This is a genomic window from Streptomyces sp. NPDC051662 (assembly GCF_040681655.1).
Classification (GTDB): Bacteria; Actinomycetota; Actinomycetes; order Streptomycetales; family Streptomycetaceae; genus Streptomyces.
Genome location: NZ_JBFAZD010000001.1, coordinates 592233 through 613385, shown reverse-complemented (window position 1 = coordinate 613385; position 21153 = coordinate 592233). Strand labels below are relative to the sequence as shown.

Annotated in this window: 12 protein-coding genes; 8 read left to right on the top strand and 4 right to left on the bottom strand. The window is 70.7% G+C overall.

Annotation, left to right across the window (positions count from 1 at the left end; genetic code table 11):
* Positions 1-10 precede the first annotated feature (10 nt).
* Positions 11-1621: an alkaline phosphatase D family protein gene (locus AB0M67_RS02590; RefSeq protein ID WP_365741767.1), complete on the bottom strand. Its 1611-nt coding sequence runs from the start codon at positions 1619-1621 to the stop codon at positions 11-13.
* A 398-nt stretch (positions 1622-2019) separates the two neighbouring features.
* Between AB0M67_RS02590 and AB0M67_RS02585 the strand changes: the two genes are divergently transcribed.
* From AB0M67_RS02585 to AB0M67_RS02565, 5 genes are read left to right on the top strand one after another with little or no spacing between them, the layout of a single operon-like run.
* Positions 2020-4995, top strand: coding sequence for a family 78 glycoside hydrolase catalytic domain (locus AB0M67_RS02585; RefSeq protein WP_365741765.1), 2976 nt, complete (start codon positions 2020-2022; stop codon positions 4993-4995).
* Positions 4992-6302: an extracellular solute-binding protein gene (locus AB0M67_RS02580; protein WP_365741763.1), complete on the top strand. Its 1311-nt coding sequence runs from the start codon at positions 4992-4994 to the stop codon at positions 6300-6302. The genes AB0M67_RS02585 and AB0M67_RS02580 overlap by 4 nt, the downstream gene beginning before the upstream one ends.
* Positions 6299-7285 (top strand): sugar ABC transporter permease, encoded by a 987-nt coding sequence (locus AB0M67_RS02575; protein WP_365741761.1) that lies wholly within the window; start codon positions 6299-6301, stop codon positions 7283-7285. The genes AB0M67_RS02580 and AB0M67_RS02575 overlap by 4 nt, the downstream gene beginning before the upstream one ends.
* Positions 7282-8145: a carbohydrate ABC transporter permease gene (locus AB0M67_RS02570; protein ID WP_365741759.1), complete on the top strand. Its 864-nt coding sequence runs from the start codon at positions 7282-7284 to the stop codon at positions 8143-8145. Before AB0M67_RS02575 ends, AB0M67_RS02570 begins: the two co-directional genes overlap by 4 nt.
* 21 nt (positions 8146-8166) lie before the next feature.
* Positions 8167-12327, top strand: a complete 4161-nt coding sequence (locus AB0M67_RS02565) for a hypothetical protein (protein ID WP_365741757.1) — start codon at positions 8167-8169, stop codon at positions 12325-12327.
* A gap of 37 nt (positions 12328-12364) precedes the next feature.
* Here the strand turns inward: AB0M67_RS02565 and AB0M67_RS02560 are convergent, their stop codons facing one another.
* From AB0M67_RS02560 to AB0M67_RS02550, 3 genes are all read right to left on the bottom strand, one after another.
* Positions 12365-13816 carry an FGGY-family carbohydrate kinase gene (locus tag AB0M67_RS02560; protein ID WP_365741755.1) on the bottom strand — a complete coding sequence of 484 codons (1452 nt, stop codon included), beginning with the start codon at positions 13814-13816 and terminating at the stop codon, positions 12365-12367.
* 57 nt (positions 13817-13873) lie between these two features.
* The gene (locus tag AB0M67_RS02555) at positions 13874-14890 is read right to left on the bottom strand and encodes a 2-hydroxyacid dehydrogenase (protein WP_365741753.1); all 1017 of its coding nucleotides are present in this window, start codon (positions 14888-14890) and stop codon (positions 13874-13876) included.
* A gap of 88 nt (positions 14891-14978) precedes the next feature.
* Positions 14979-15764 (bottom strand): DeoR/GlpR family DNA-binding transcription regulator, encoded by a 786-nt coding sequence (locus AB0M67_RS02550; RefSeq protein WP_365741751.1) that lies wholly within the window; start codon positions 15762-15764, stop codon positions 14979-14981.
* 310 nt (positions 15765-16074) lie between these two features.
* Here AB0M67_RS02550 and AB0M67_RS02545 point away from each other — a divergent pair, with 310 nt between their 5' ends.
* From AB0M67_RS02545 to acnA, 3 genes are all read left to right on the top strand, one after another.
* Positions 16075-17553 (top strand): FGGY family carbohydrate kinase, encoded by a 1479-nt coding sequence (locus tag AB0M67_RS02545; RefSeq protein ID WP_365741860.1) that lies wholly within the window; start codon positions 16075-16077, stop codon positions 17551-17553.
* Positions 17550-18182 carry a histidine phosphatase family protein gene (locus AB0M67_RS02540; protein ID WP_365741749.1) on the top strand — a complete coding sequence of 211 codons (633 nt, stop codon included), beginning with the start codon at positions 17550-17552 and terminating at the stop codon, positions 18180-18182. The genes AB0M67_RS02545 and AB0M67_RS02540 overlap by 4 nt, the downstream gene beginning before the upstream one ends.
* Before the next feature lie 233 nt (positions 18183-18415).
* Positions 18416-21130 carry an aconitate hydratase AcnA gene (acnA, locus tag AB0M67_RS02535; protein ID WP_365741747.1) on the top strand — a complete coding sequence of 905 codons (2715 nt, stop codon included), beginning with the start codon at positions 18416-18418 and terminating at the stop codon, positions 21128-21130.
* Positions 21131-21153 lie beyond the last annotated feature (23 nt).

Sequence of the window (21153 nt, the reverse complement as noted above, 5' to 3'; positions counted from 1 at the left end):
TGACGTACCATCAGGCGCGCTGGAGTCCCGGCCGTCCCGCCTCGGTGAGATAGGAGATACGGGTCGACACGGGCGCGCCGGGCCGGGTGACGTAGGGGAGCACCTTGAAGTCGGCGCGGCAGTACTGCCGTGTGGCCGTGCAGCGGACATAGCCGCGCTGGTAGTTGGTGAACTCGATATGCGAGTTGGCCGCGAGCAGGCTCGCCCCGGAGGGGTCGAGGTCCATGCCGTCCATCTTGGTGGAGACGGAGGTGCCGACGAATTCGACGCCGACCGTGGGGGAGTCCGGGTCGTCGAAGTTCCGCTTGAGGTTGGCGGCGAGATGGCGGTGCATATCGCCGGTGAGCACCACGGGGTTGCTCACCCGACGTGCGGCGATCTGGTCGAACAGCCGCTGCCGCGAGGACGCGTAGCCGTCCCAGAAGTCCATCACGAACGACTGGCCGGGGCCGGGGTCGGTGTCGACCTGGTTCATGGGGATCTGCTGGGGGATGAAGTTCCAGGTCGTCCCGGAGCGGCCGAGGCTGTTGTAGAGCCAGCTCTCCTGCTCGGCGCCGAGGATGCTGCGGTCCGGGTCGAGGCGCTCCTCGCAGCCGCTCTTCGTACCGTCACCGCAGGGCTGGTCGTCACGGAACAGCCGGGTGTCAAGGATATGGAACGAGGCCATCCGCCCGTAGCCCAGCTTGCGGTACAGCCGGGCCTCGAAGCCCCTCGGCTTGTTGGGCAGGCGCAGCGGCAGATGTTCGTAGTACGCCTGGAACGCGGCGGCGGCGCGCAGGCGGAAGACCGCCGGGTCCTGGTCGGGTTCGTTGTCGAGCTTGGAGTGGTCGCCCGCCCAGTTGTCCTCCACCTCGTGGTCGTCCCAGACGACGGCGAACGGGTGGGCCTGGTGGGCGGCGATCAGGTCCTGGTCGAAGCGGTGCAGCGCGTGCCGGTTGCGGTACTGGGCGAGGTCCATCGGCTCGGGACGCAGCTCGGCGGCGACGGGGACCTGGCGTACGCCGCCCATCGCGTCGATGGGGTTCTCGTAGATGTAGTCACCGAGATGCAGGATGAGATCGATGTCCTCCTGCGCGAGATGGCGATAGGCGGTGTAGAAGCCCTCGAACCACGCCTGGCAGGAGACGAAGGCGAAGTTCAGCTCCTTGGGCCGGCTGTACGGCGAGGGCGCGGTACGGGTGCGGCCGACGGGGCTGATCACGCCACCGGCGCTGAACCGGTAGTAGTACTGCCGACCGGACTGAAGGCCCGTCAGTTCGACATGCACGGAGTGGGCGAGCTCCGCCACCGCCCTGGTCCGTCCCCGGCGTACGACACGCCGGAAGCGTTCGTCCTCGGCGACCTCCCACAGGACCGTGACCGAGTGGGGAGGCATGCCGCCGTGGCCATCGGGGGCGAGGGGGTGAGGCGCGAGGCGGGTCCACAGGACGAATCCGTCCGGCCAGGGGTCGCCGGACGCGACCCCCAGGGTGAAGGGGTCCTCAGTGAATCGCTCGGCGGCTCGGGCCCGGCCGGCCGACAGGTTGCCGGCGGCGAACGCCAACGCGAGCGTTCCCGAGGCGCCGAGCATCGCGCGTCGCCCCAACCCTCTGGATCTGTCGATCCCACTGTTCAGTGGCATGGATGCTGGTCCGTTCCGTCGTGCGGGATCCCGCCCGAGCCGAGGTACTCGAAGGGGTATCGACGCTTGATTTAACGTCCGTTCATGTTGTAATCACACGGTGAATATCACATGAGAATCACGGGGTACAAGAGCACCCGCTGTGGGGGCTACAACGCTTGTCGTAGGCGACTGTAAGCGGCTCCTCAGCGAAGATCGATCGCGGCATGAGATGGCCAACGCGCACCCCGGTAACACTCTTGACACCTCTCGCGAGGGGCTCATAGTCTCCACGCCACAGAATTCACGTTAGATTTCACATTCGAAGATGGTCGTCTTCACGCCGTGCAAGTGACGACGAGCGGACGAACTGACGAACAGTCGACGCTGACGCGCCGCTCCCGGCGCGAAGGAAGGACGTGCTCGTGTCCCTGCGGCCCTACGCCCTGCGATGCGACCACCGAGCCACCCCGCTGGGCATCGACGAGGCCGCGCCCCTGCTCTCCTGGCGGCTCGCGTCCGCGCACCGGGGCGACGCGCCCCTCGCGTACCGCGTGCGGGTCGCCGACCGGGCCGAGGACTTGGACGAGGGGGGCCAACCCCTCTGGGACACCGGCCGGATCGAGGACCCCGACGCGATCGGCGCCGTCTACGCCGGACCCGCGCTGAAGTCCCGTACGCGCTATCACTGGCGGGTCGCCGTCTGGCCGGCCGAGCGGCCGGACCCCAACGGCGCCCGGGCCGGGGCCGGTTCGGCCGCCGCCGAGGCGACGTCCTGGTTCGAGACCGCGTTCCGTACCACGGACGAGTGGCGCGCCTCATGGATCGGCCACGATCCCCGCCCGATCCCGGTGATGGACGCGCCGACCGAGGGCGAACGCGCCCTGGACGACCACGGTCTCGCCCCCTGCCCCACGCTCCGGCGCGCCTTCACCGCCCCGGCCGCCGTCCGCGCCCGGCTCTATGTCACCGCACGCGGTCTGTACGAGGTCCGCCTCAACGGCACCCGGGCCGGCGACGCGGAACTCGCGCCCGGCTGGACCGACTACACCCGTCGTGTGCAGTACCAGACGTACGACGTGACCGAACTGGTCCGCGACGGCGAGAACGTCCTCGCCGCGACCGTCGCCGACGGCTGGTGGAGCGGTTTCGTCGGCTTCGAGCCCCGCAGGGCCGGTGCCCACTACGGCGCGTCCCCGGAGTTTCTGGCGGAGCTCCATATCGACCACGCCGACGGCCGTACCACCACGATCGTCACCGACGAGACCTGGCGTACCCACACCGGCGCGATCCGCCACGCCGATCTGCTCATGGGGGAGTGCCATGATCTGCGGCACGCGGCCGACGGCTGGGAACTGCCCGGCTTCGACGACACGGAGTGGTCACCGGCGCTGATCACGGACACCGACCATCGCCTGCTCGTGGCGTCCGTCGACGAACCGGTACGGGCCACGACCGCCTTGCGCCCCCGCTCGATCACCCGTGTCCCCCGCCAAGAGGGCGAGCGGGGCGAAGGAGAGCGGGGCGACGGCGGACACGACACCCATATCGTCGACTTCGGCCAGAACCTCGCCGGCCGGGTACGGCTCCGCGTCGCCGGACTCGCCGTCGGCGCGCGGGTGGTCGTACGGCACGCCGAGGCGCTGGACGAGACGGGCCGCCTCTACACCGCGAACCTGCGCACCGCCGCCGCCACCGACGTACTGATCGGTGACGGCCGTGAACACCTCGTCTTCGAGCCGCGCTTCACGTACCACGGGTTCCGCTTCGTGGAGATCAGCGGAGTCCCCCGGGTGTACGACTCCGATGTCGTCGCCGTGGCGCTGCACAGCGACACACCATGGTCCGGCGCCTTCGACTGCTCCGACCCCGAGATCCGCCGGCTCCACGACTGTGTGGTCTGGGGACAGCGCTCGAACTTCGTCAGTGTGCCCACGGACTGCCCGCAGCGCGACGAACGGCTCGGCTGGCTCGCCGACGCGCAGGTCTTCCTGCCGACCGCCGCGCTCAACGCCGATGTCGCCGCGTTCTTCACCAAGTGGCTCCGCGACATCGAGGACGCCCGCACCCCCGAGGGCGGCTTCACCAATGTCGCGCCGCGTCTCATCGGCGTCGCGGACGAGGGCGCCCCCGGCTGGGGCGACGCGGGTGTGATCATCCCCTGGCATTTGTACCGCACGTACGACGACCCGCGCTTCCTCGCCCGCGCGCTGCCCGCCATGCGCGCCTGGGTCGATCTGATCCACCGTCACAACCCGGACCTGATCTGGCGCCGGCACGTCGGTCCGCACTTCTCCGACTGGCTCGCCCCCGGGGTCCCGACCCCGCGCGAGGTCATCGCCACCGCCTACTTCGCACACAGCACACGTCTGACCGCGAGCGCCGCCGAGGTGCTGGGGCTCCCGGATGTGGCGCGCGACCGCCATCGGCTGGCCGCCGACATCCGTACCGCCTTCAATGAGCAGTTCGTGACGACCGACAAGAACGCGGAAGGCGACCCCACCGTACGGATCGCCGGCGACACCCAGACCGGCTATCTCGTCGCCCTCGCCTTCGGTCTGCTGCCCGAGGACGCCACCGGCCCCGCCGCCCGGCGGCTCGCCGAGCTCATCGAGACGGCCGGGCCCGCTCTCCAGACCGGCTTCCTCGGTGTCGCGCTCGCCGCGCCCGTGCTGGACGCGTACGGCCGCGCGGATCTGGCCCACGCCCTGCTGCGCCGTACCGACGTGCCGTCCTGGCTGTTCCCGCTGCGCCACGGCGCCACCACCATCTGGGAACGCTGGGACGGCTGGACGCCCGGTACGGGGTTCCGCGCCCCCTCGATGAACTCCTTCAACCACTACGCGCTCGGCTCGATCGGCGAATGGCTCTACCGGGGCGTCGCCGGACTCGACCAGAGCCCGGACTCCACCGGATACCGGCGGCTGCTGATCCGGCCCCGGCCCGGCGAACTCAGCCACGCGAGCGCCGGTTACGAATCGGCCCGTGGCACCGTCACTGTGCGCTGGGAACGCCACGACCACACCATCGGCCTGCGCGTCCAGGTGCCGCCGGGCGCGAGCGCCGAGGTGCATGTGCCCACCGACGACCACGACTCGGTCCGCGAGTCGGGCGCGGTACCGGTGGACGGCGAGCACCTCACGCTCCTCGCGACCATCCCCGCCACCCACACAGACACCGCCACCGACAGCCACATCCGTACAGACACGGACACCGGCACCGTCTCCGGCCACTCGGTCTACCGCGTCGGCTCGGGCGTCTACCGCTTCACCGCGTCGTACCCCTCGCGTCCCACGGGCGGGTACCCGACGGCGCCCGTCGCGAGCGCAGCGCCCCGACGTGCTCCAAGCCCGGCGACGTCGCTCGCCGGATCCCACGAGGAGGACACACCATGACCACGGGTTCCCGCAGCCTGCCAGAGTCTGTCCCGGGCACTTTCAGCCGGCGGGGGTTCCTGCGCGCCGGCGGCGGAGTCGCGGCCCTGGCCGCGCTTCCCCCGCTGCTCACCGCGTGCTCCAGCTCCGGAAGCCCGGGCAAGGTACGTGTTGTCGGCGTCGCCGACCAGCAGAAGCCCATCGAGGAACTGCTCGCGCTCTACCGCAAGAGCCACCCCGATCCCGCCTTCTCCACCTCCTTCGCCCCCACCGACCAGGTGCAGACGGTCGTACGCACTCAGCTGGCCGGCGGCAACGCGCCCGATGTGCATGTGCTGTACCCCGGCAGTGGCAGCGCGATGTCCATGGTCGAGCTGGCCAAGGCCGGACTGCTCACCGACCTCGGCGGACAGGAGTGGACCCGGCGCATCCCCAAGAACTTCGACCCCGCCTACCGCCACGACGGCAAGACCTATCTGTACTCCGCGGGCAGCAGTGTCATCGGCGCCATCTACAACAAGAAAGCCTTCGCCACGGCGGGTGTCGAGCCACCCAGGACCTGGAGCGAACTGCTCGATGTCTGCGCCAAGCTCAAGGCCAAGGGCATAGTGCCCATCGCGCTCGGCGCCCAGACCCCATGGGTCACCCAGCTGATCAGCTACGCGCTGGTTCCCAACGCCGTCTACGCCAAGACCCCCGGCTTCGACGCCGACATGGCCGCCGGCCGCGCGAAGTTCGCCGGCTCCGGCTGGGCCGACGCGATGGGCAAATACCAGGAGCTCCAGCGCAAGGGCTTCTTCAACGACAACCCCAACGGCACCACCTACGAACAGCAGACCTCGCTCGTCGCGAGCGGGAAGGCGGCCATGGCCGTCCAGGTCTCGGCCGTACTCGCCAACTTCCGGCAGGCCACGCCCACCCCGGACGATCTGGGCATGTTCCCCTTCCCCGGCGGTGACAACGCCGCCGAGCTGTGGATTCCGGCGGGCATCGTCGTCGGCCTCGGTGTCGCCGCGCACGCCAAGAACCCGGCCGAGGCGAAGGCGTTCATCGAGTTCCTCGGGCAGCAGCAGAACATCAACCGCTGGGCGACGGCCGTCTCGGCGATCCCCTTCACCCGCGACGCCACCACCGAGATCGACCCCGCCCTCGCCGACTTCCTGCCCATCATCGACGCGAACCGCGCCGTCCCCTTCATGGACCAGAGCTGGCCCAACGCCGAGGTCCAGCCGGCCCACTTCGCCGCCGTGCAGGACCTGCTCGCGGGGAAGACGGATGTCGCGGGAGCGCTGGGGAAGATGGACCAGGCCTACGGGAAAGCGTCGTGAACTCCCTCCCGGACACGGCTACGTCCGACCATGGGCGACCCGGCGTCGCGGACGGCGAGGCGCCCGCGAAGAGCGGCGCTCCCGCTCCGGCGGGACGGACCCGGCGCCATCGCGACGCCACCCTCCCGCCCTGGGCCTTCGTCGTCCCCGCGCTGCTCGTGTACGCCGTCGTCGTCCTCTATCCGAGCCTCGCCGGGGTGGTGTACGCCTTCACCGACTGGTCCGGCGTCGGTGACTTCGCCTTCGTCGGTCTGGACAACTTCCGTACCCTGCTGGACGACGACCGTGCCCTGGAATCCGTCAGCAACACCCTGCTGCTCACCCTCGCGGTGGTCATCGTCCAGAACGGCATCGGCCTGCTGCTCGCGCTCGGTGTGAACGCCAACATCAGATCCCGGTCGCTGCTACGGGTGATCTTCTTCGCGCCCGCCGTCGTCAGCCCCGTCATGGTCGCCTTCCTGTGGAAGTACGTCTACAACCCGGACAACGGCGCGGGGCTCAACGCGATCCTCGGCGCCCTCGGCCTCGGCGGACTGCGTCAGGACTGGCTCGGCAACCCCTCGCTCGCGCTCTGGTCCGTCGCCGCCATGGTCATCTGGCAGTACGCCGGATACTCGATGGTCATCTTCCTCGCCGGCCTCCAGGGCGTACCCGCCGAACTCCACGAGGCCGCCCGTATCGACGGCGCGGGCACCTGGCAGCGCTTCCGCTATGTCACCTGGCCGCTGCTGGCCCCGGCGCTGACCATCAACCTCATGCTGTCGACCATCGGCGGCCTCAAACTCTTCGACCAGGTCTACGCGGCCACCAACGGCGGCCCCGGCACAGCGAGCGAGACGCTCTCGACCGTGCTGTACAAAGAGGCCTTCGTCTTCGGGAAGTTCGGCTACAGCACGGCCGTCGCGCTCGTCCTCGCGCTGTTCGTCGCCGCCGTCTCCCTCGTTCAACTCCGTTATCTGCGCGCCCGGGAGGTCACCGCGTGAGCACCACCGCCACGACTGCCCGCAGCACACCCGGCAAGCGCCGCCCCCGATACGGCGGTTACGGCCTGGAGCTGGTCATGGCCGCCGTCGCCGTGGTGTTCCTGTTCCCGGTGTACGCGCTGGTCACCCTCGCGATGAAGGACCCGGCGCAGATCGCGGACTCGCCCCTGTCACTTCCCGCGCCACCCACCTTCGCCAACTTCGGCAACGCGTGGTCCTCCGCGTCCCTCGGACCCGCCCTGCTCAACAGCACGATCATCACCGTCGTCAGTCTGCTGCTGCTGATCGTCCTCGGCTCCACCGGCGCCTACTACCTCGCACGCCGCGCCCGCGGACTCGGCTACGGGCTCTACATCCTCTTCCTGCTGGGCATCGTGCTGCCGTTCCAGCTCGGCATGATCCCGCTGTACAAACTCGTCGACGACCTCGGCTGGCTCGGCACGTACCACGGCATGGTCCTCTTCTACACGGGCATCCAGCTGCCGTTCACGGTCTTCCTCTACACAGGGTTCATCCGCGCCCTGCCCCAGGACTACGCGCAGGCCGCGCTCATCGACGGCTGCAACCACCGTCAGGCGTTCACCCGTATCGTCTTCCCCCTGCTACGGCCGATCACCGGCACCGTGATCATCCTCAACGCGGTCTTCATCTGGAACGACTTCTTCACCCCGCTGCTGTACCTCGGCGGATCCGGCAAGGAGACCGTCCCCGTGGGCGTGTTCTCGTTCGTGGGCCAGTACGTCTCCGACTACGGCCTCGTGTTCGCCGGTCTGGCGCTGGCCGCCCTGCCGATCCTCGTGGTCTTCCTGCTGCTCCAGCGTTATGTGATCAAGGGCTTCGCGGGCGGACTCAAAGGCTGAAGGCAAGGCTAGGAACAGTTCATGACGTACGTAGGACCCTCCCTCCCCACGAGCATCGCGGAGGTCCTGACCGAACCGCCGCGCGCGTTCTCGCCCACCGCCATCTGGTGGTGGAGCGGGGAACGGCTCGACCGCGCGCGCCTGCGCGACCAGCTTCAACGCTTCGCGCGGGGAGGGGTGTTCAATCTGGTCCTGCTCAACCTCGCGCCGTCAGGGCCGCTGTTCGGCTCCGACGCCGACGACCCACCGTTCCTCTCCGACGCCTGGTGGGCCCTGCTCGAAGGGGTCTGCGACGACGCGCGCGAACTGGGCGTCGGGCTCTGGTTCTACGACCAGCTCGGATTCTCCGGAGCCGATCTCCAGGCACGTCTGGTCGACGAGCGGCCCGGGTACGCGGGCCGTCGGCTCGAACGCGTACGTGCCCTGGTCGACGGCCCCGGCGAGTTGCGCTGCCCCGACGGCGGGCAGCCGCTGGCGGGCCACGCGGAGCCGGTCGACGGCGACGGATCTCCCGTCGGTCCGGCGATCCCGCTCCCCCTCGTCGCGGACGGGGGGACCGTGACCGTACGGGCACCCGGCCCCGGACGGTGGCGGCTGACGCTCCATCACCACACCGCCCTCGGCTTCGACTACCTCGGCGCCGACGCCTGCGCGGCGCTGCTCGCCGGGGTGCACGGCGAGTTCGAGCGACGGCTCGGCGACCGTCTGGGGACCGTCGTCGTCGGGTCGTTCCAGGACGAACTGCCCGCCCTGCCCACCTGGTCACCGGAGTTCGCCGAGGTCTTCCGGCGATGGCGGGGCTACGACCTCGTACGGCATCTGGACGCCCTGTACGAGGACGGCGCGCACCGGCCCGATGTCCACCGGATCCGCCACGACTACCAGCTGACCCGCGCGGAACTCGCCGAGGCGGCCTTCTTCCGCCCCCTCGCCGGCTGGCACGAGCGGCACGGGCTGGTCGTCGGCTGCGACCAGCAGGACCCGGCCCGCGCCGGACACCCGGTCGCCGGTGTGGAGTTGTACGCGGACTACGCCCGTACCCACCGCTGGTTCTCCGCGCCCGGCTCCGACCATCACGGGGATGCCCGGATCCACTCCTCCCTCGCCCATCTGTACGGCAGGCCCCGGACCTGGATCGAGGCGTTCCACTCCACCGGCTGGGGCGGCACGCTGGAGGAGACCTACGACTGGCTCCTGCCCTGGCTGCGGGCCGGCGCGACCCTCTACAACCCGCACGCCGTCTACTACACGACCAAGGGCGGCTGGTGGGAGTGGGCGCCGCCGGGCACCGACTGGCGCCAGCCGTACTGGACGCACCATCGCGTCTTCGCCGACGCCGTCACCCGGCTGTGCGCGATCCTCAGCCTGGGCAGCCATCTGTGCGACACCGCGATCCTGCTGCCCACGACCACCGCACAGACCGGCGCCGCACTCGACGGTGTCTCCGCCGACGCGCGCCGGGCCCAGGCGGTCTATCTGTCACTCGTCGGGGACATGACCTGGTTCCGAACCCTGCCAGGGGTGGCCGACCGGCTCGGTCTCGACGCCGATGTGATCGACGACGACTCCCTCGCCCGCGCCCTGGTCAGGGATGCGGGCGACGGGACGCGGCTGTGCGTGGCGGGTGAGAGCTACGCGACGGTCGTGCTGCCCGCGTGCACCGCGCTCGAAGAGGACACCGCGCTCCGGCTCATCGAATTCGCCTCGGCGGGCGGGGAGTTGATCGCGATCGGCGCGCTCGCCGAGGAGGTCATAGGGCAGGACGGGGCCGCAGGACCGGACAAGGTACGGGACGAGTTGCGCGCCTGTTTCGCCGATGGCAGGGCGGTGCTCGTCCCCACGGCGGACGATCTGGGCGAGGCGCTGGGGCGGGTCCGGGCGCGGACCGGGACGGAGCCGGTCGTACGGGCGTCGGTACCCGCGCTCGCGCGCCGGGTGGAGGACGCGACGGTGGTGTTTCTGACCGCTGCCTCGTTCGACGCGCCGCGCGCGACCCGCGCCGCGGTCGCGGCTCCCGATGAACGGGGCGCCGCACAGGGGTGGATCGACGCCCGTTACGACTTCGACCCCGACCGCTATGTGCGCCACGCACACGTGCGGGTCAGGGATGTGGAGGGGCCGGCCGTACTGCTCGATCCCTTCGGCGGTGAGCCGCGTACCGTACCGGTCCGGCGTGTCGAGGACGACGAACGGGCTGTCGAGGCCGAGGTGCCGTTCGACCGAGGGCCCGCGGCGGTACTGGTCTTTCCGGCGGCCGAGGCCGGGTCCGGGGCCGCGGCTGGGGCAGGGTCCGGGTCCGCGGCGGGTCCGGTCGTGGGGTGCTCGGCCCGTACGACGGTCGAGGTCCCGCCGGACGCCGAGTGGGACATGACGCTGGTACCGACGCTGGACAACACCTGGGGCGACTTCGCGCGGCCCGGCCCGTACGCGGGCCCCGAGGGTCCGGTGGGGGCCGATGACCGTGAGGGCCGCGCCGTTGTCGAGTGCCGTACGTTCCGGCGGGGCCGCGCGGGCGATCCGGCCCGGCCCCGGGCGCACGCCACCTTCGGCCCGCACGCGCTCCTCCTCGACGGCGGTCGCGACCGCGACGGCGAGAGTGCCGGCGGCTCACCGCTCGAATGGTCCGACACCCGGGGCATCCACAAGGACCCGATCCACCGTGATGTCCTCGGACCCAAGGGGCATGTGCCCGAGGAGTTCCTGCGGATCGGCCCGGCAGCCGCCGGGACGGTGGCGCGCGTCCGGACCGAACTGCTCCTGGACGAAGCGTTCGACGGACATCTGGCGGTCGGGGCCGCGGCACGGAAGACGGTACGGCTCGGAGGCGTGCCCGTGGCGCTGGACGACGGCGGCCATCTCGCCATGGGGCCCGTACGGCTCGCGCCCGGGAGCCATCTCCTCGAACTGGAGCTGACGCCCGATCAGGACGTCGACCTGCGCGCGCATATGGCACTCGTACGCGATCCGGAGCGCTACCGCCGCCCGGAGTGGATCCTCGTGCCCGGTGGCCGGGCCTCCGTGGCGACGACGCTGACCGTGGCGGACCTCCCGGCCCGTGCGATCGTCCAGATCGCGGCCCGGGGGCGGTGTGTGCTGCGGGTCAACGGTCAACTGGTCGGGATACAGGGCGGATTCGACCCGTACGCCGAACACTCCGTGCCGCGCGTGCGACGGCATGACATCGCGTCGGCCCTGCGGACCGGCGTCAACGAACTGCTGGTGGAGACGGACGATGGCGAGGACCCCGCCGTTCTGGTGGACGCGGCCCTCTACGACATCCATGGCCGGTGCGTGACGACCGTGCACAGCGACGGCACATGGCGGGCCGAGCGCGCCGGTGAACCGGTGCCGGTCGTGGTGCGCCGGGAACAGGTGGGGGACCCGGCCGCACTGTATCTGCGGCGCCGGCCGCATCCGCTCCCGGGCGCCGCCTGGCTGGACCCCGACGCCGATGACGGCACGGTCGTACCGGTCGGCTTCGCCGTCCCGGGAGCACGGCCGGAAGTGGAGTGGTTCCGGTGTGAACTCCCGCCGGGCACACGTCGGTTGACGGTGGACACCTATGGCGCGACCACCGTGTTCGTCGACGGCCACGAACGTACCGCGACATCGGCCGCCGGCAGCGACCCCGGCAGCGACCCCGGCGGCTCCGGCAGCGGCTCCGGCGGTGTGGCCGGCGCCCATACCGTGACCGTCGATCTGTCCGCCGACGGCCCATCCGGGACACGGACCGCCACGCTCCGTGTGGAGACCCGGCCCGGCCACCAGGGCGGCGCCGCGCTGGCGGGCCCCGTACGGTGCGAGGTCGGCCCCGGGCGGATCCGTACCGGGGACTGGGAGTCACGCGGCCTCGCCGAGTACAGCGGCGGTGTGCGCTACAGCCGCGTGCTGACCCTGCCCGCCGACGCCGGAACCGGCCGCGTCTCCCTCGACCTGGGACGGGTGCGGGGCACCGCGGAGGTACGGGTCGACGGCGTCGCCGCCGGGGTGCGGGTGTGTTCTCCGTACGTCTTCGATGTGACGGGACCGGCCGGGCCCGGCGACCGCACGGTCGAGATCACCGTCTTCGGCACGCTCGCGCCGTATCTGGACGCCGTGAGCCCGACCCACTTCGTCTTCCCGGGGCAGCGCGTCACCGGTCTGATGGGCCCCGTACGGCTGATCACCGGCCCGTTCAGCTGATCACCCGGCCCGTACGGCTGACCGGGGGCCGCGCCGCTCAGTGGGTGGCGGCCGGCCCCCGCCACCGGGTCCGCGCGCTCCCGACCCGGAACAGATAGTCGGCGTAGGCCTGTTCGTAGAACGCGACGCCCGCCGGATCCGGGTCCACCACGGCGTCGGGCGCGGTCCACGCCGCGACGTCCAGGCTCTGTCCCAGCTCCGCTCCCCGCGCGTCGACCGCGGCCAGCACGGCGCCGCGCGCGCCCGGTTCCGGCCCCCGCGCGACCCGTAGCGGGCGGCCGAGGACATCCGCGAACAGCCGCAGCCAGGCGAGGTTGCGCGCGCCGCCACCGCACACGGCCAGCTCGCCGGTGAGCCCCGCGGCCTCCAGACAGTGCCGGGCCGCGAACGCGATCGCCTCGCACATGCCCCGTACCAGATCCTCGCGCGAGGCCCGCAGATCGAGACCGGTGAACTCCGCGCGCGCGGTCGGGTCGACGAACGGGGCGCGTTCGCCGGACGGGGACAGATAGGGCAGCGCGGCGACCCCCCGGGCGCCGCGCGGGGTCGCGTCCAGGATGCCGGAGACCTGGTCGTGGGTGGTGCCGGTGAGTTCGAGCACCCAGTCGAGCGCGACCGTACCGGTCATCGCGGGCAGCGCCCGCATATGGCGGTCGGGCCGGGCCAGCGCGAGATGGAACCCGACGGGGTCGTCGTCGAACGCGACCCGCTCGACGACGACTTGGCACGCCAGGGTCGTACCGACGATCAGCAGCCCGTCACCGGGCTCGGTCACGCCCGCGCCGATCGCGCTCGCGGGAAGGTCGTAGGGGCCGGAGGTGACGGGGGTGCCGCGCGACAGCCCCGGGGTACGGCCATGGGCCTCCCCGTACGGCAGGGTCGCCGCGATGGGCGGCAGCAGCCCCGCGCGATGCTCCACCCCGAGGGCCGCGAGCGCCTCGGGGGAGTAGGTCCGGGTGCGGGGATCGAGGAAGGGGACCGACGCGTCGGAGAGATCGGTGGCGCGCTCGCCGGTGAGACGCAGCTGTACGACGTCCTTGCAGCTCGCGGCGGTCGTGGCCGCGTCCAGGGAGGCCGGCTCGTTACGGTCGAGCCACGCCAGCAGAGGCCCCGGGGAGCCCGGGAAGAGCACGTTCCCCGTACGCCGGTACATTTTCTCCGCGGTCCCGTCGTCCATCCATCCGGCGACGAGATCACCGGCCCTGCCGTCCATCCACGACAGCGCGGGACGTACGGCGCGTCCCTCGGCGTCGACCAGCCACAGGCCGTCGCCCTGACCGGTGATCGCGACCAGGGCGGGCGCGCGTCCGCCGGTCACCGAGCCGAGGACGTCGGTGGCGGCGAGGACCACCTCGTCGACATCCTGCTCGACACCGTCACCGTGGCCGCCGAGCGAGATCGGCTTCGATTCCACCCGCAGCGCCGAGCCGTCCTCGGCGAAGGCCGCGGCTTTGACGATCGAGGTTCCCATGTCCAGTCCGACGAACACCCTGTCTCCTCCGGTCGGTACGGCGAACGTGACGAGCCTGACGAGCGTGACGAACGTTCAGCCGACGCGATGGGCGAGTGGTTCCCCGCGCAGGAACCGGCCCACCTCGGCGGCGGCGATACGCGCCGCGTTGTGCGCGACCGAGATGTTCGCCCCGGCCAGATGGGGCGTCATGACCAGGCGGGGAGCGGTACGCAGCCGGGAGTCCGCGGGCGGCGGCTCCACGGCGAACACATCGAGCCCCGCCCCGGCGAGCCGGCCCGACTCCAGGGCGTCGCAGAGCGCGTCCTCGTCCAGGAGCGCGCCACGCGCGCAGTTGACCACGACCGCGCCCTCGGGGAGCAGGGCGAGTTCGCGGGCGCCGAGCAGCCCGCGGGTCTCGGGCGTGAGCCGTGCGTGCAGCGAGACGACATCGGAGCGGCGCAGCAGTTCGTCCAGGTCGGCGACCGGGGTTCCCCACTCGCGCAGCGCCTCCGGGTCCGCGTACGGGTCGTAGAGACAGACGTGCGCGCCGAGGGCGCCGAGCGCGCGGGCCACCCGGCTGCCGACCGCGCCGCAGCCGATCAGCCCGACGGTCGTCCCGTCCAGACCGGGACCGCAGTTGTCGTACGTATAGAACTCGCCCGCCCAGCGGCCCGCCGCGAGCGCCGCCGAGGTCTCCGGGATCCGGCGCATCGTGGCCAGCAGCAGCCCGACGGTGTATTCGGCGGTGGCCGCCGCGTTGCGTCCGGGGGTGTTGCACACCTGGACGCCACGCTCCTTCGCCGCGTCGAGGTTGACGTTGACGGGTCCGCCCCTGCCGACGACCACCAGACGCAGGTCGGGCGAGCCGTCGAGCACCTTGCGGGTCACCGGAGCCATCTGGGTGACACACACCCGCGCCCCGCGCAGCGCGGTGAGGAGGGTGTCCTCGTCACCGGACGCCTCGTCGACCTCGGAGACCGGCCCGAAGGGTGTCAGCGGCCAGGGCAGGCGCAGTTGGTCGATGGTGTGGTCCGTGCCGATCTCGGCCGTCAGCTCCCGGGCGAACAGATCGGGGGCGACGAAGTGGTCACCGGCGGCGAGGATTCTCATCGTCGAGGTCTCCTTGACGGTCAGGTCGGCGGAACGGGCGGAACAGGCGGCACAGGCGGAACGGCCACGACCGGGCTCGGCGCCGGGCTCAGGTCTCGGCGACCTCGTAGTGGACACCGCTCTCGTCGAGCGAGCGCCGTACCTCGGGCGGCGTGCGGTCGTCGATCAGTATCAGGTCGAAGGTCGACAGCGGGGTCAGCCGGTGCAGCGCGGTGCGGCCGAGTTTGGAGTGGTCGATCATCAGCACCTTGCGGCCCGCGGCCTTGAGCATCGCGCGCTTGACGGCGACGATGCGCTGTTCCTGGTGAAAGGCGAAGTCGTCGTAGACGGACGAGGTGGACACGAAACACATGTCGACCCGCAGTGCCTCGACGGCCTCCACACAGGGCACCCCGAGAAAGGAGTCGTGCAGGGGGTCGTAGTCGCCGCCCAGGGCCATCAGATGGATCCCGCGTTCACCGGCGAGCAGATTCAGCGCTTCCCGAAAGTTGGTGACGACGGTCAGCGGTTCGATACGGGGCAGGAGCCTGGCCAGTTCCAGCACGGTGGTCGAGTCGTCGATCATCACCGACATACCGGGGTCGATCAGTGTCGCGGCCCTGGCGGCGAGCGCCTCCTTCTCCGGCCGCATGGACTTCTTGCGGTAGGCGACATTGCTTTCGAACACCCCGGAGGGCTGCGCGGTGACACCCCCGCGGAACTTCCGCAGGACGCCCTCGCTTTCGAGCTCGTCGATATCGCGGTAGATCGTCATCACGCTCACGCCGAACCGCTCCGCCAGGTCCGACGCCGAAACCGATCCCTCGGTCAGCACATGATCGGAGATCTCCCGGCGGCGCTCTATGGGGCCCCGCTGGCTTTTGTCCTGTGACATTCCTTGGTCCTGTTCACCTCATGATTAACATGAAGCTCTGAGGTTATAACATAGATTGTTGAGGTACCGTTCGGCAGTGTTCCGCACGGTCGATGGCCTGGTCAACCCGTCCGACGCCACGTCAGCCCGTTCCCTACCAGGTGAGACGCGGAGTCCGGGGCGCTGAGCTGTGCTGACGCCCTCGATGGAATCCGCATCCGCGATGTGAAATACATCGTGAGATCAACATTCGCGAGAACACCGGACGACAACGAGAAGGCGGGAGCCTGTGCGCGAGCCCCTGACGGACACACGCCACCAGGACGTGTGGATGGGAGTCGACCTGGGGACGCAGAGCGTACGCGCCCTGGCTGTCACCGACGACGGGCGGGTACTCGGCCGTGGCTCCGCACCGCTCACCGGTCACCGCGAGGGGGACCGTCATGAACAGCTGCCCGCCGACTGGTGGCAGGGCGCCGCCGACGCCATCCGCCGGACACTGAGCGATCTGTCCGCCTCCGCCGCGCCCGCGCGGGGACACGCGCGCGTACGGGGAGTGGCGGTGTGCGGTACGTCGGGCACGGTCCTGCTGACCGACGCGCGCGGGGTGCCGCTGACCCCCGCGCTGATGTACGACGACGGCCGGGCCGGTGCCGAGGCGCGGCACGCGCAGGAGACCGGCGCCGAGGTGTGGGACGCGCTCGGGCTCCGTATCCAGCCGAGCTGGGCACTGGCCAAACTGCTCTGGCTGACCGGCGCGGGCGCGCGCGACTCCCATGGCGGTCTTCAGGGCGCTCGCGTCTGCCACCAGCCGGACTTCATCACCGGGCGTCTGGTCGGGCGGCCCGTACCGACCGACTCCAGCCATGCCCTCAAGACCGGCTACGACCTCCACACCCGCTCCTGGCCCGCCGCCGTCCACGACCGGCTCGGTCTGTCCGGACTCGACTTCCCCGCCGTGGTGGCCCCCGGCACCCCGCTCGGTACGGTGTGCGCCGAGGCGGCGGCCGAGACGGGTCTCGCCGAAGGCACCCCGGTCATCGCGGGCATGACCGACGGCTGCGCGGCCCAACTCGGCTCGGGGGCCTGGGAGGTGGGCCGGTGGAACACCGTTCTGGGCACCACGCTCGTCCTCAAGGGCGTCACCGCCACCCCGCTCCGTGATCCCGCCGGTGTCCTCTACAACCACCGTTCCCCGGACGGGCACTGGCTTCCCGGCGGAGCCTCCAGCGTCGGCGCGGGCGCCCTGACCCACGCGTTCCCCGGCGCCGATCTCGCGCGTCTCGACCGCCTCGCGGCGGACCGGGAGCCGGCGAGCGTCGTCGCGTACCCCCTCGTCTCCCGAGGCGAACGCTTCCCGTTCCTGGCCGCCGACGCCGAGCCCTTCACCCTCGGCCGCCCGTCCGACGAAGCCGATCATTACGCGGCGCTGCTCCAGGGCGTCGCGCTCGCCGAACGGCTCTGTCTGGCGTATGTACGTTTCCTCGGCGCCCCGATCGACGGGCCCGTCACCTTCACCGGCGGCGCGACCCGCAGCGGCTACTGGAACCAGCTGCGCGCGGACATCCTGGGCCGCCCCGCCGCCCTCCCCGAACAGGCCGACTCCGCCCTCGGCATGGCCGTGCTCGCCGCCCACGCGGTGACGGGCGACGACGCGGCCCGCCGCATGGTGCGCATCCGTACGATCCTGGAACCGCGGCCCGAGGCCGGCCGGCGCTTCGAGGGGCCCTTCATCGCCCTGGTCGACGCACTCGAACGGCGCGGCTGGCTGCCCTCGGACACGGCCACCTACGCACGGGAGCACGGATGACGACCAGCACCACCCTCTTTCTCGCCCGCCACGGAGAGACCGTCTGGCACGACGAGAACCGCTACACCGGTATCAGCGACATCGAGCTGACCCCGCGCGGCCTGGTGCAGGCGGAGGCGCTCGGTGTGTGGGCCGCGGGCGCCGGGCTCGACGCGATCGTGACCTCTCCCCTCTCCCGCGCCCGGCGCACGGCGGAGCCCGCGGTCCGGGTGACGGGGCTGGCGGCGGTGGTCGAAGCGGAGCTGCTCGAAGTCGACTTCGGGATCGCCGAGGGCCGGACCATCGCCGAACTCGAAGCGACCCATCCCGGCGAGGTGGCGGCGTTCCGGCGCGACCCGGCCGCCCATCCGCTGCCGGACGGTGAGGACCCGGCCGCCGCCGCCGCGCGCGGTGCCGGGGCCCTGCTCCGGCTCGCGGACACCCATCGGGGAGAGCGTGTGCTGACGGTCGCGCACAACACGTTGTTCCGGCTGGTCCTGTGCCGTCTGCTCGGCATCCCGGGGAGCGAGTACCGACGCGTGTTCCCGGCGATGCGCAACTGCGCGATCACCGAACTGCGGGTGCCGGCGGTGCCGGCCGGCCGATCGCGGCAGGTCGCCCTCATGTCGTACAACGTGCCGACCCAGTGACGACCGGCGCGAACGCTGTCGTGGATCGGGCGCGGACGGTACGGCCGTCACCCACGCATGACCCAGCGGCGGTCATGTACTAGAGTTATCTCGACATCGAGATATCTGCCGAAGGCGTACCGCGGCCGCCCAGCTGGTAAGGGGTACCTAACTAAGCCTTACCTTAGCGGATCGGCGAGGAGTCGTGGCGGCAGCATGACGGTAGTACGCGCACATTGATGAAGGAGACTGTCGTGTCGGCGAACAGCTTCGACGCCCGCAGCACGCTGCGCGTGGGCGACGAGTCGTACGAGATCTTCAGGCTGGACAAGGTCGAGGGCTCCGCCCGCCTCCCTTACAGCCTGAAGGTGCTGCTGGAGAATCTGCTCCGTACCGAGGACGGCGCGAACATCACCGCCGACCACATCCGCTCCATCGGCTCCTGGGACTCCCAGGCGCAGCCGAGCCAGGAGATCCAGTTCACCCCGGCCCGGGTGATCATGCAGGACTTCACCGGTGTGCCCTGTGTCGTGGACCTCGCCACCATGCGTGAGGCCGTGAAGGAGCTGGGCGGCGATCCGGCGAAGATCAACCCGCTGGCCCCCGCCGAGCTGGTCATCGACCACTCCGTCATCGCCGACAAGTTCGGCACGCCGGAGTCCTTCGCGCAGAACGTGGAGCTGGAGTACGGCCGCAACAAGGAGCGCTACCAGTTCCTGCGCTGGGGCCAGACCGCGTTCGACGAGTTCAAGGTCGTCCCGCCGGGCACCGGCATCGTCCACCAGGTCAATATCGAGCACCTGGCCCGTACGGTCATGGTCCGGAACGGCCAGGCGTACCCCGACACCCTCGTCGGGACCGACTCGCACACCACCATGGTCAACGGCCTCGGTGTGCTGGGCTGGGGCGTCGGCGGTATCGAGGCCGAGGCCGCGATGCTCGGCCAGCCCGTCTCGATGCTCATCCCGCGCGTCGTCGGCTTCAAGCTGACCGGTGAGCTGCCGGCCGGCACCACCGCCACCGACCTGGTCCTGACGATCACCGAGATGCTGCGCAAGCACGGCGTCGTCGGCAAGTTCGTCGAGTTCTACGGTGAGGGCGTCGCCGCCACCTCCCTCGCGAACCGCGCCACCATCGGCAACATGTCGCCGGAGTTCGGCTCCACCGCCGCGATCTTCCCGATCGACGACGAGACGCTGAAGTACCTGCGCCTGACCGGCCGCAGCGACCAGCAGGTCGCCCTCGTCGAGGCGTACGCCAAGGAGCAGGGCCTCTGGCTCGACCCGGCCGCCGAGCCCGACTTCTCCGAGAAGCTGGAGCTGGACCTCGCCACGGTCGTCCCCTCCATCGCGGGCCCGAAGCGCCCCCAGGACCGCATCATCCTGGCCGAGGCCAAGGAGAAGTTCGCCGAGGACGTACGCAACTACGTCTCCGAGGACGAGGAGGCGGGCAAGGAGTCCTTCCCGGCCTCCGACGCGCCGGCCTCCGCCAACGGTGTGCCGACCCGCCCGACCCTGGTCACGGCGCCCGACGGGACGACGTACGAGATCGACCACGGCGCCGTCACCGTCGCCGCGATCACCTCCTGCACCAACACCTCGAACCCGTATGTCATGGTCGCCGCCGCGCTGGTGGCCAAGAAGGCGGTCGAGAAGGGCCTGACCCGCAAGCCGTGGGTCAAGACCACGCTCGCCCCGGGCTCGAAGGTCGTCACCGACTACTTCGACAAGGCGGGTCTCACCCCGTACCTCGACAAGGTCGGTTTCAACCTCGTCGGTTACGGCTGCACCACCTGCATCGGCAACTCGGGCCCGCTGCCCGAGGAGGTCTCCAAGGCCGTCAACGAGCACGACCTGGCCGTCACCTCGGTGCTCTCCGGCAACCGTAACTTCGAGGGCCGGATCAACCCGGACGTCAAGATGAACTACCTGGCGTCGCCGCCGCTGGTCGTCGCGTACGCCCTGGCCGGCTCCATGAAGGTGGACATCACCAAGGACGCCCTCGGTATCGACCAGGACGGCAAGCCGGTCCACCTCGCGGACATCTGGCCCACCGAGGCCGAGGTCAACGATGTCGTGGCCAACGCCATCGGCGAGGACATGTTCAACAAGTCCTACGCGGACGTCTTCGCGGGCGACGCGCAGTGGCAGGCGCTGCCGATCCCGACCGGCAACACCTTCGAGTGGGACCCGCGGTCCACCTACGTCCGTAAGCCCCCGTACTTCGAGGGCATGACGATGGAGACCTCCCCGGTCGAGGACATCACCGGCGCGCGCGTGCTGGCGAAGCTCGGCGACTCGGTCACCACCGACCACATCTCCCCGGCGGGTGCGATCAAGGCCGACACCCCGGCCGGGAAGTATCTGACGGAGCACGGCGTCGAGCGCCGCGACTTCAACTCGTACGGTTCCCGCCGCGGCAACCACGAGGTCATGATCCGCGGCACGTTCGCCAACATCCGGCTGCGCAACCAGATCGCACCGGGCACGGAGGGCGGCTTCACCCGCGACTTCACCGTCGAGGGCGCCCCGGTCTCCTTCATCTACGACGCCTCCCAGAACTACCAGGCCGCCGGCACCCCGCTGGTCGTCCTGGCGGGCAAGGAGTACGGCTCGGGCTCGTCCCGCGACTGGGCCGCCAAGGGCACCGCGCTGCTCGGTGTGAAGGCCGTCATCGCCGAGTCGTACGAGCGCATCCACCGCTCGAACCTGATCGGCATGGGCGTACTGCCGCTCCAGTACCCGGAAGGCGCCTCGGCACAGGCTCTGGGCCTGACCGGCGAGGAGACCTTCTCCTTCACCGGCGTGACGGGGCTGAACAACGGCACCACCCCGCGCACGGTCAAGGTGACGACGGACACGGGCGTCGAGTTCGACGCGGTCGTCCGTATCGACACCCCGGGTGAGGCGGACTACTACCGCAACGGCGGCATCATGCAGTACGTGCTGCGCAGCCTGATCCGCAAGTAGACGGCGCCGCGACGGAATCGAGG

What these genes read in the sequence shown, in the direction of transcription:
- AB0M67_RS02590 (WP_365741767.1), bottom strand. Translation starts at nt 1,621, where the DNA reads ATGCCACTGAACAGTGGGATCGACAGATCCAGAGGGTTGGGGCGACGC.
- AB0M67_RS02580 (WP_365741763.1), top strand. Translation starts at nt 4,992, where the DNA reads ATGACCACGGGTTCCCGCAGCCTGCCAGAGTCTGTCCCGGGCACTTTC.
- AB0M67_RS02565 (WP_365741757.1), top strand. Translation starts at nt 8,167, where the DNA reads ATGACGTACGTAGGACCCTCCCTCCCCACGAGCATCGCGGAGGTCCTG.
- AB0M67_RS02555 (WP_365741753.1), bottom strand. Translation starts at nt 14,890, where the DNA reads ATGAGAATCCTCGCCGCCGGTGACCACTTCGTCGCCCCCGATCTGTTC.
- AB0M67_RS02550 (WP_365741751.1), bottom strand. Translation starts at nt 15,764, where the DNA reads ATGTCACAGGACAAAAGCCAGCGGGGCCCCATAGAGCGCCGCCGGGAG.
- AB0M67_RS02545 (WP_365741860.1), top strand. Translation starts at nt 16,075, where the DNA reads ATGGGAGTCGACCTGGGGACGCAGAGCGTACGCGCCCTGGCTGTCACC.
- AB0M67_RS02540 (WP_365741749.1), top strand. Translation starts at nt 17,550, where the DNA reads ATGACGACCAGCACCACCCTCTTTCTCGCCCGCCACGGAGAGACCGTC.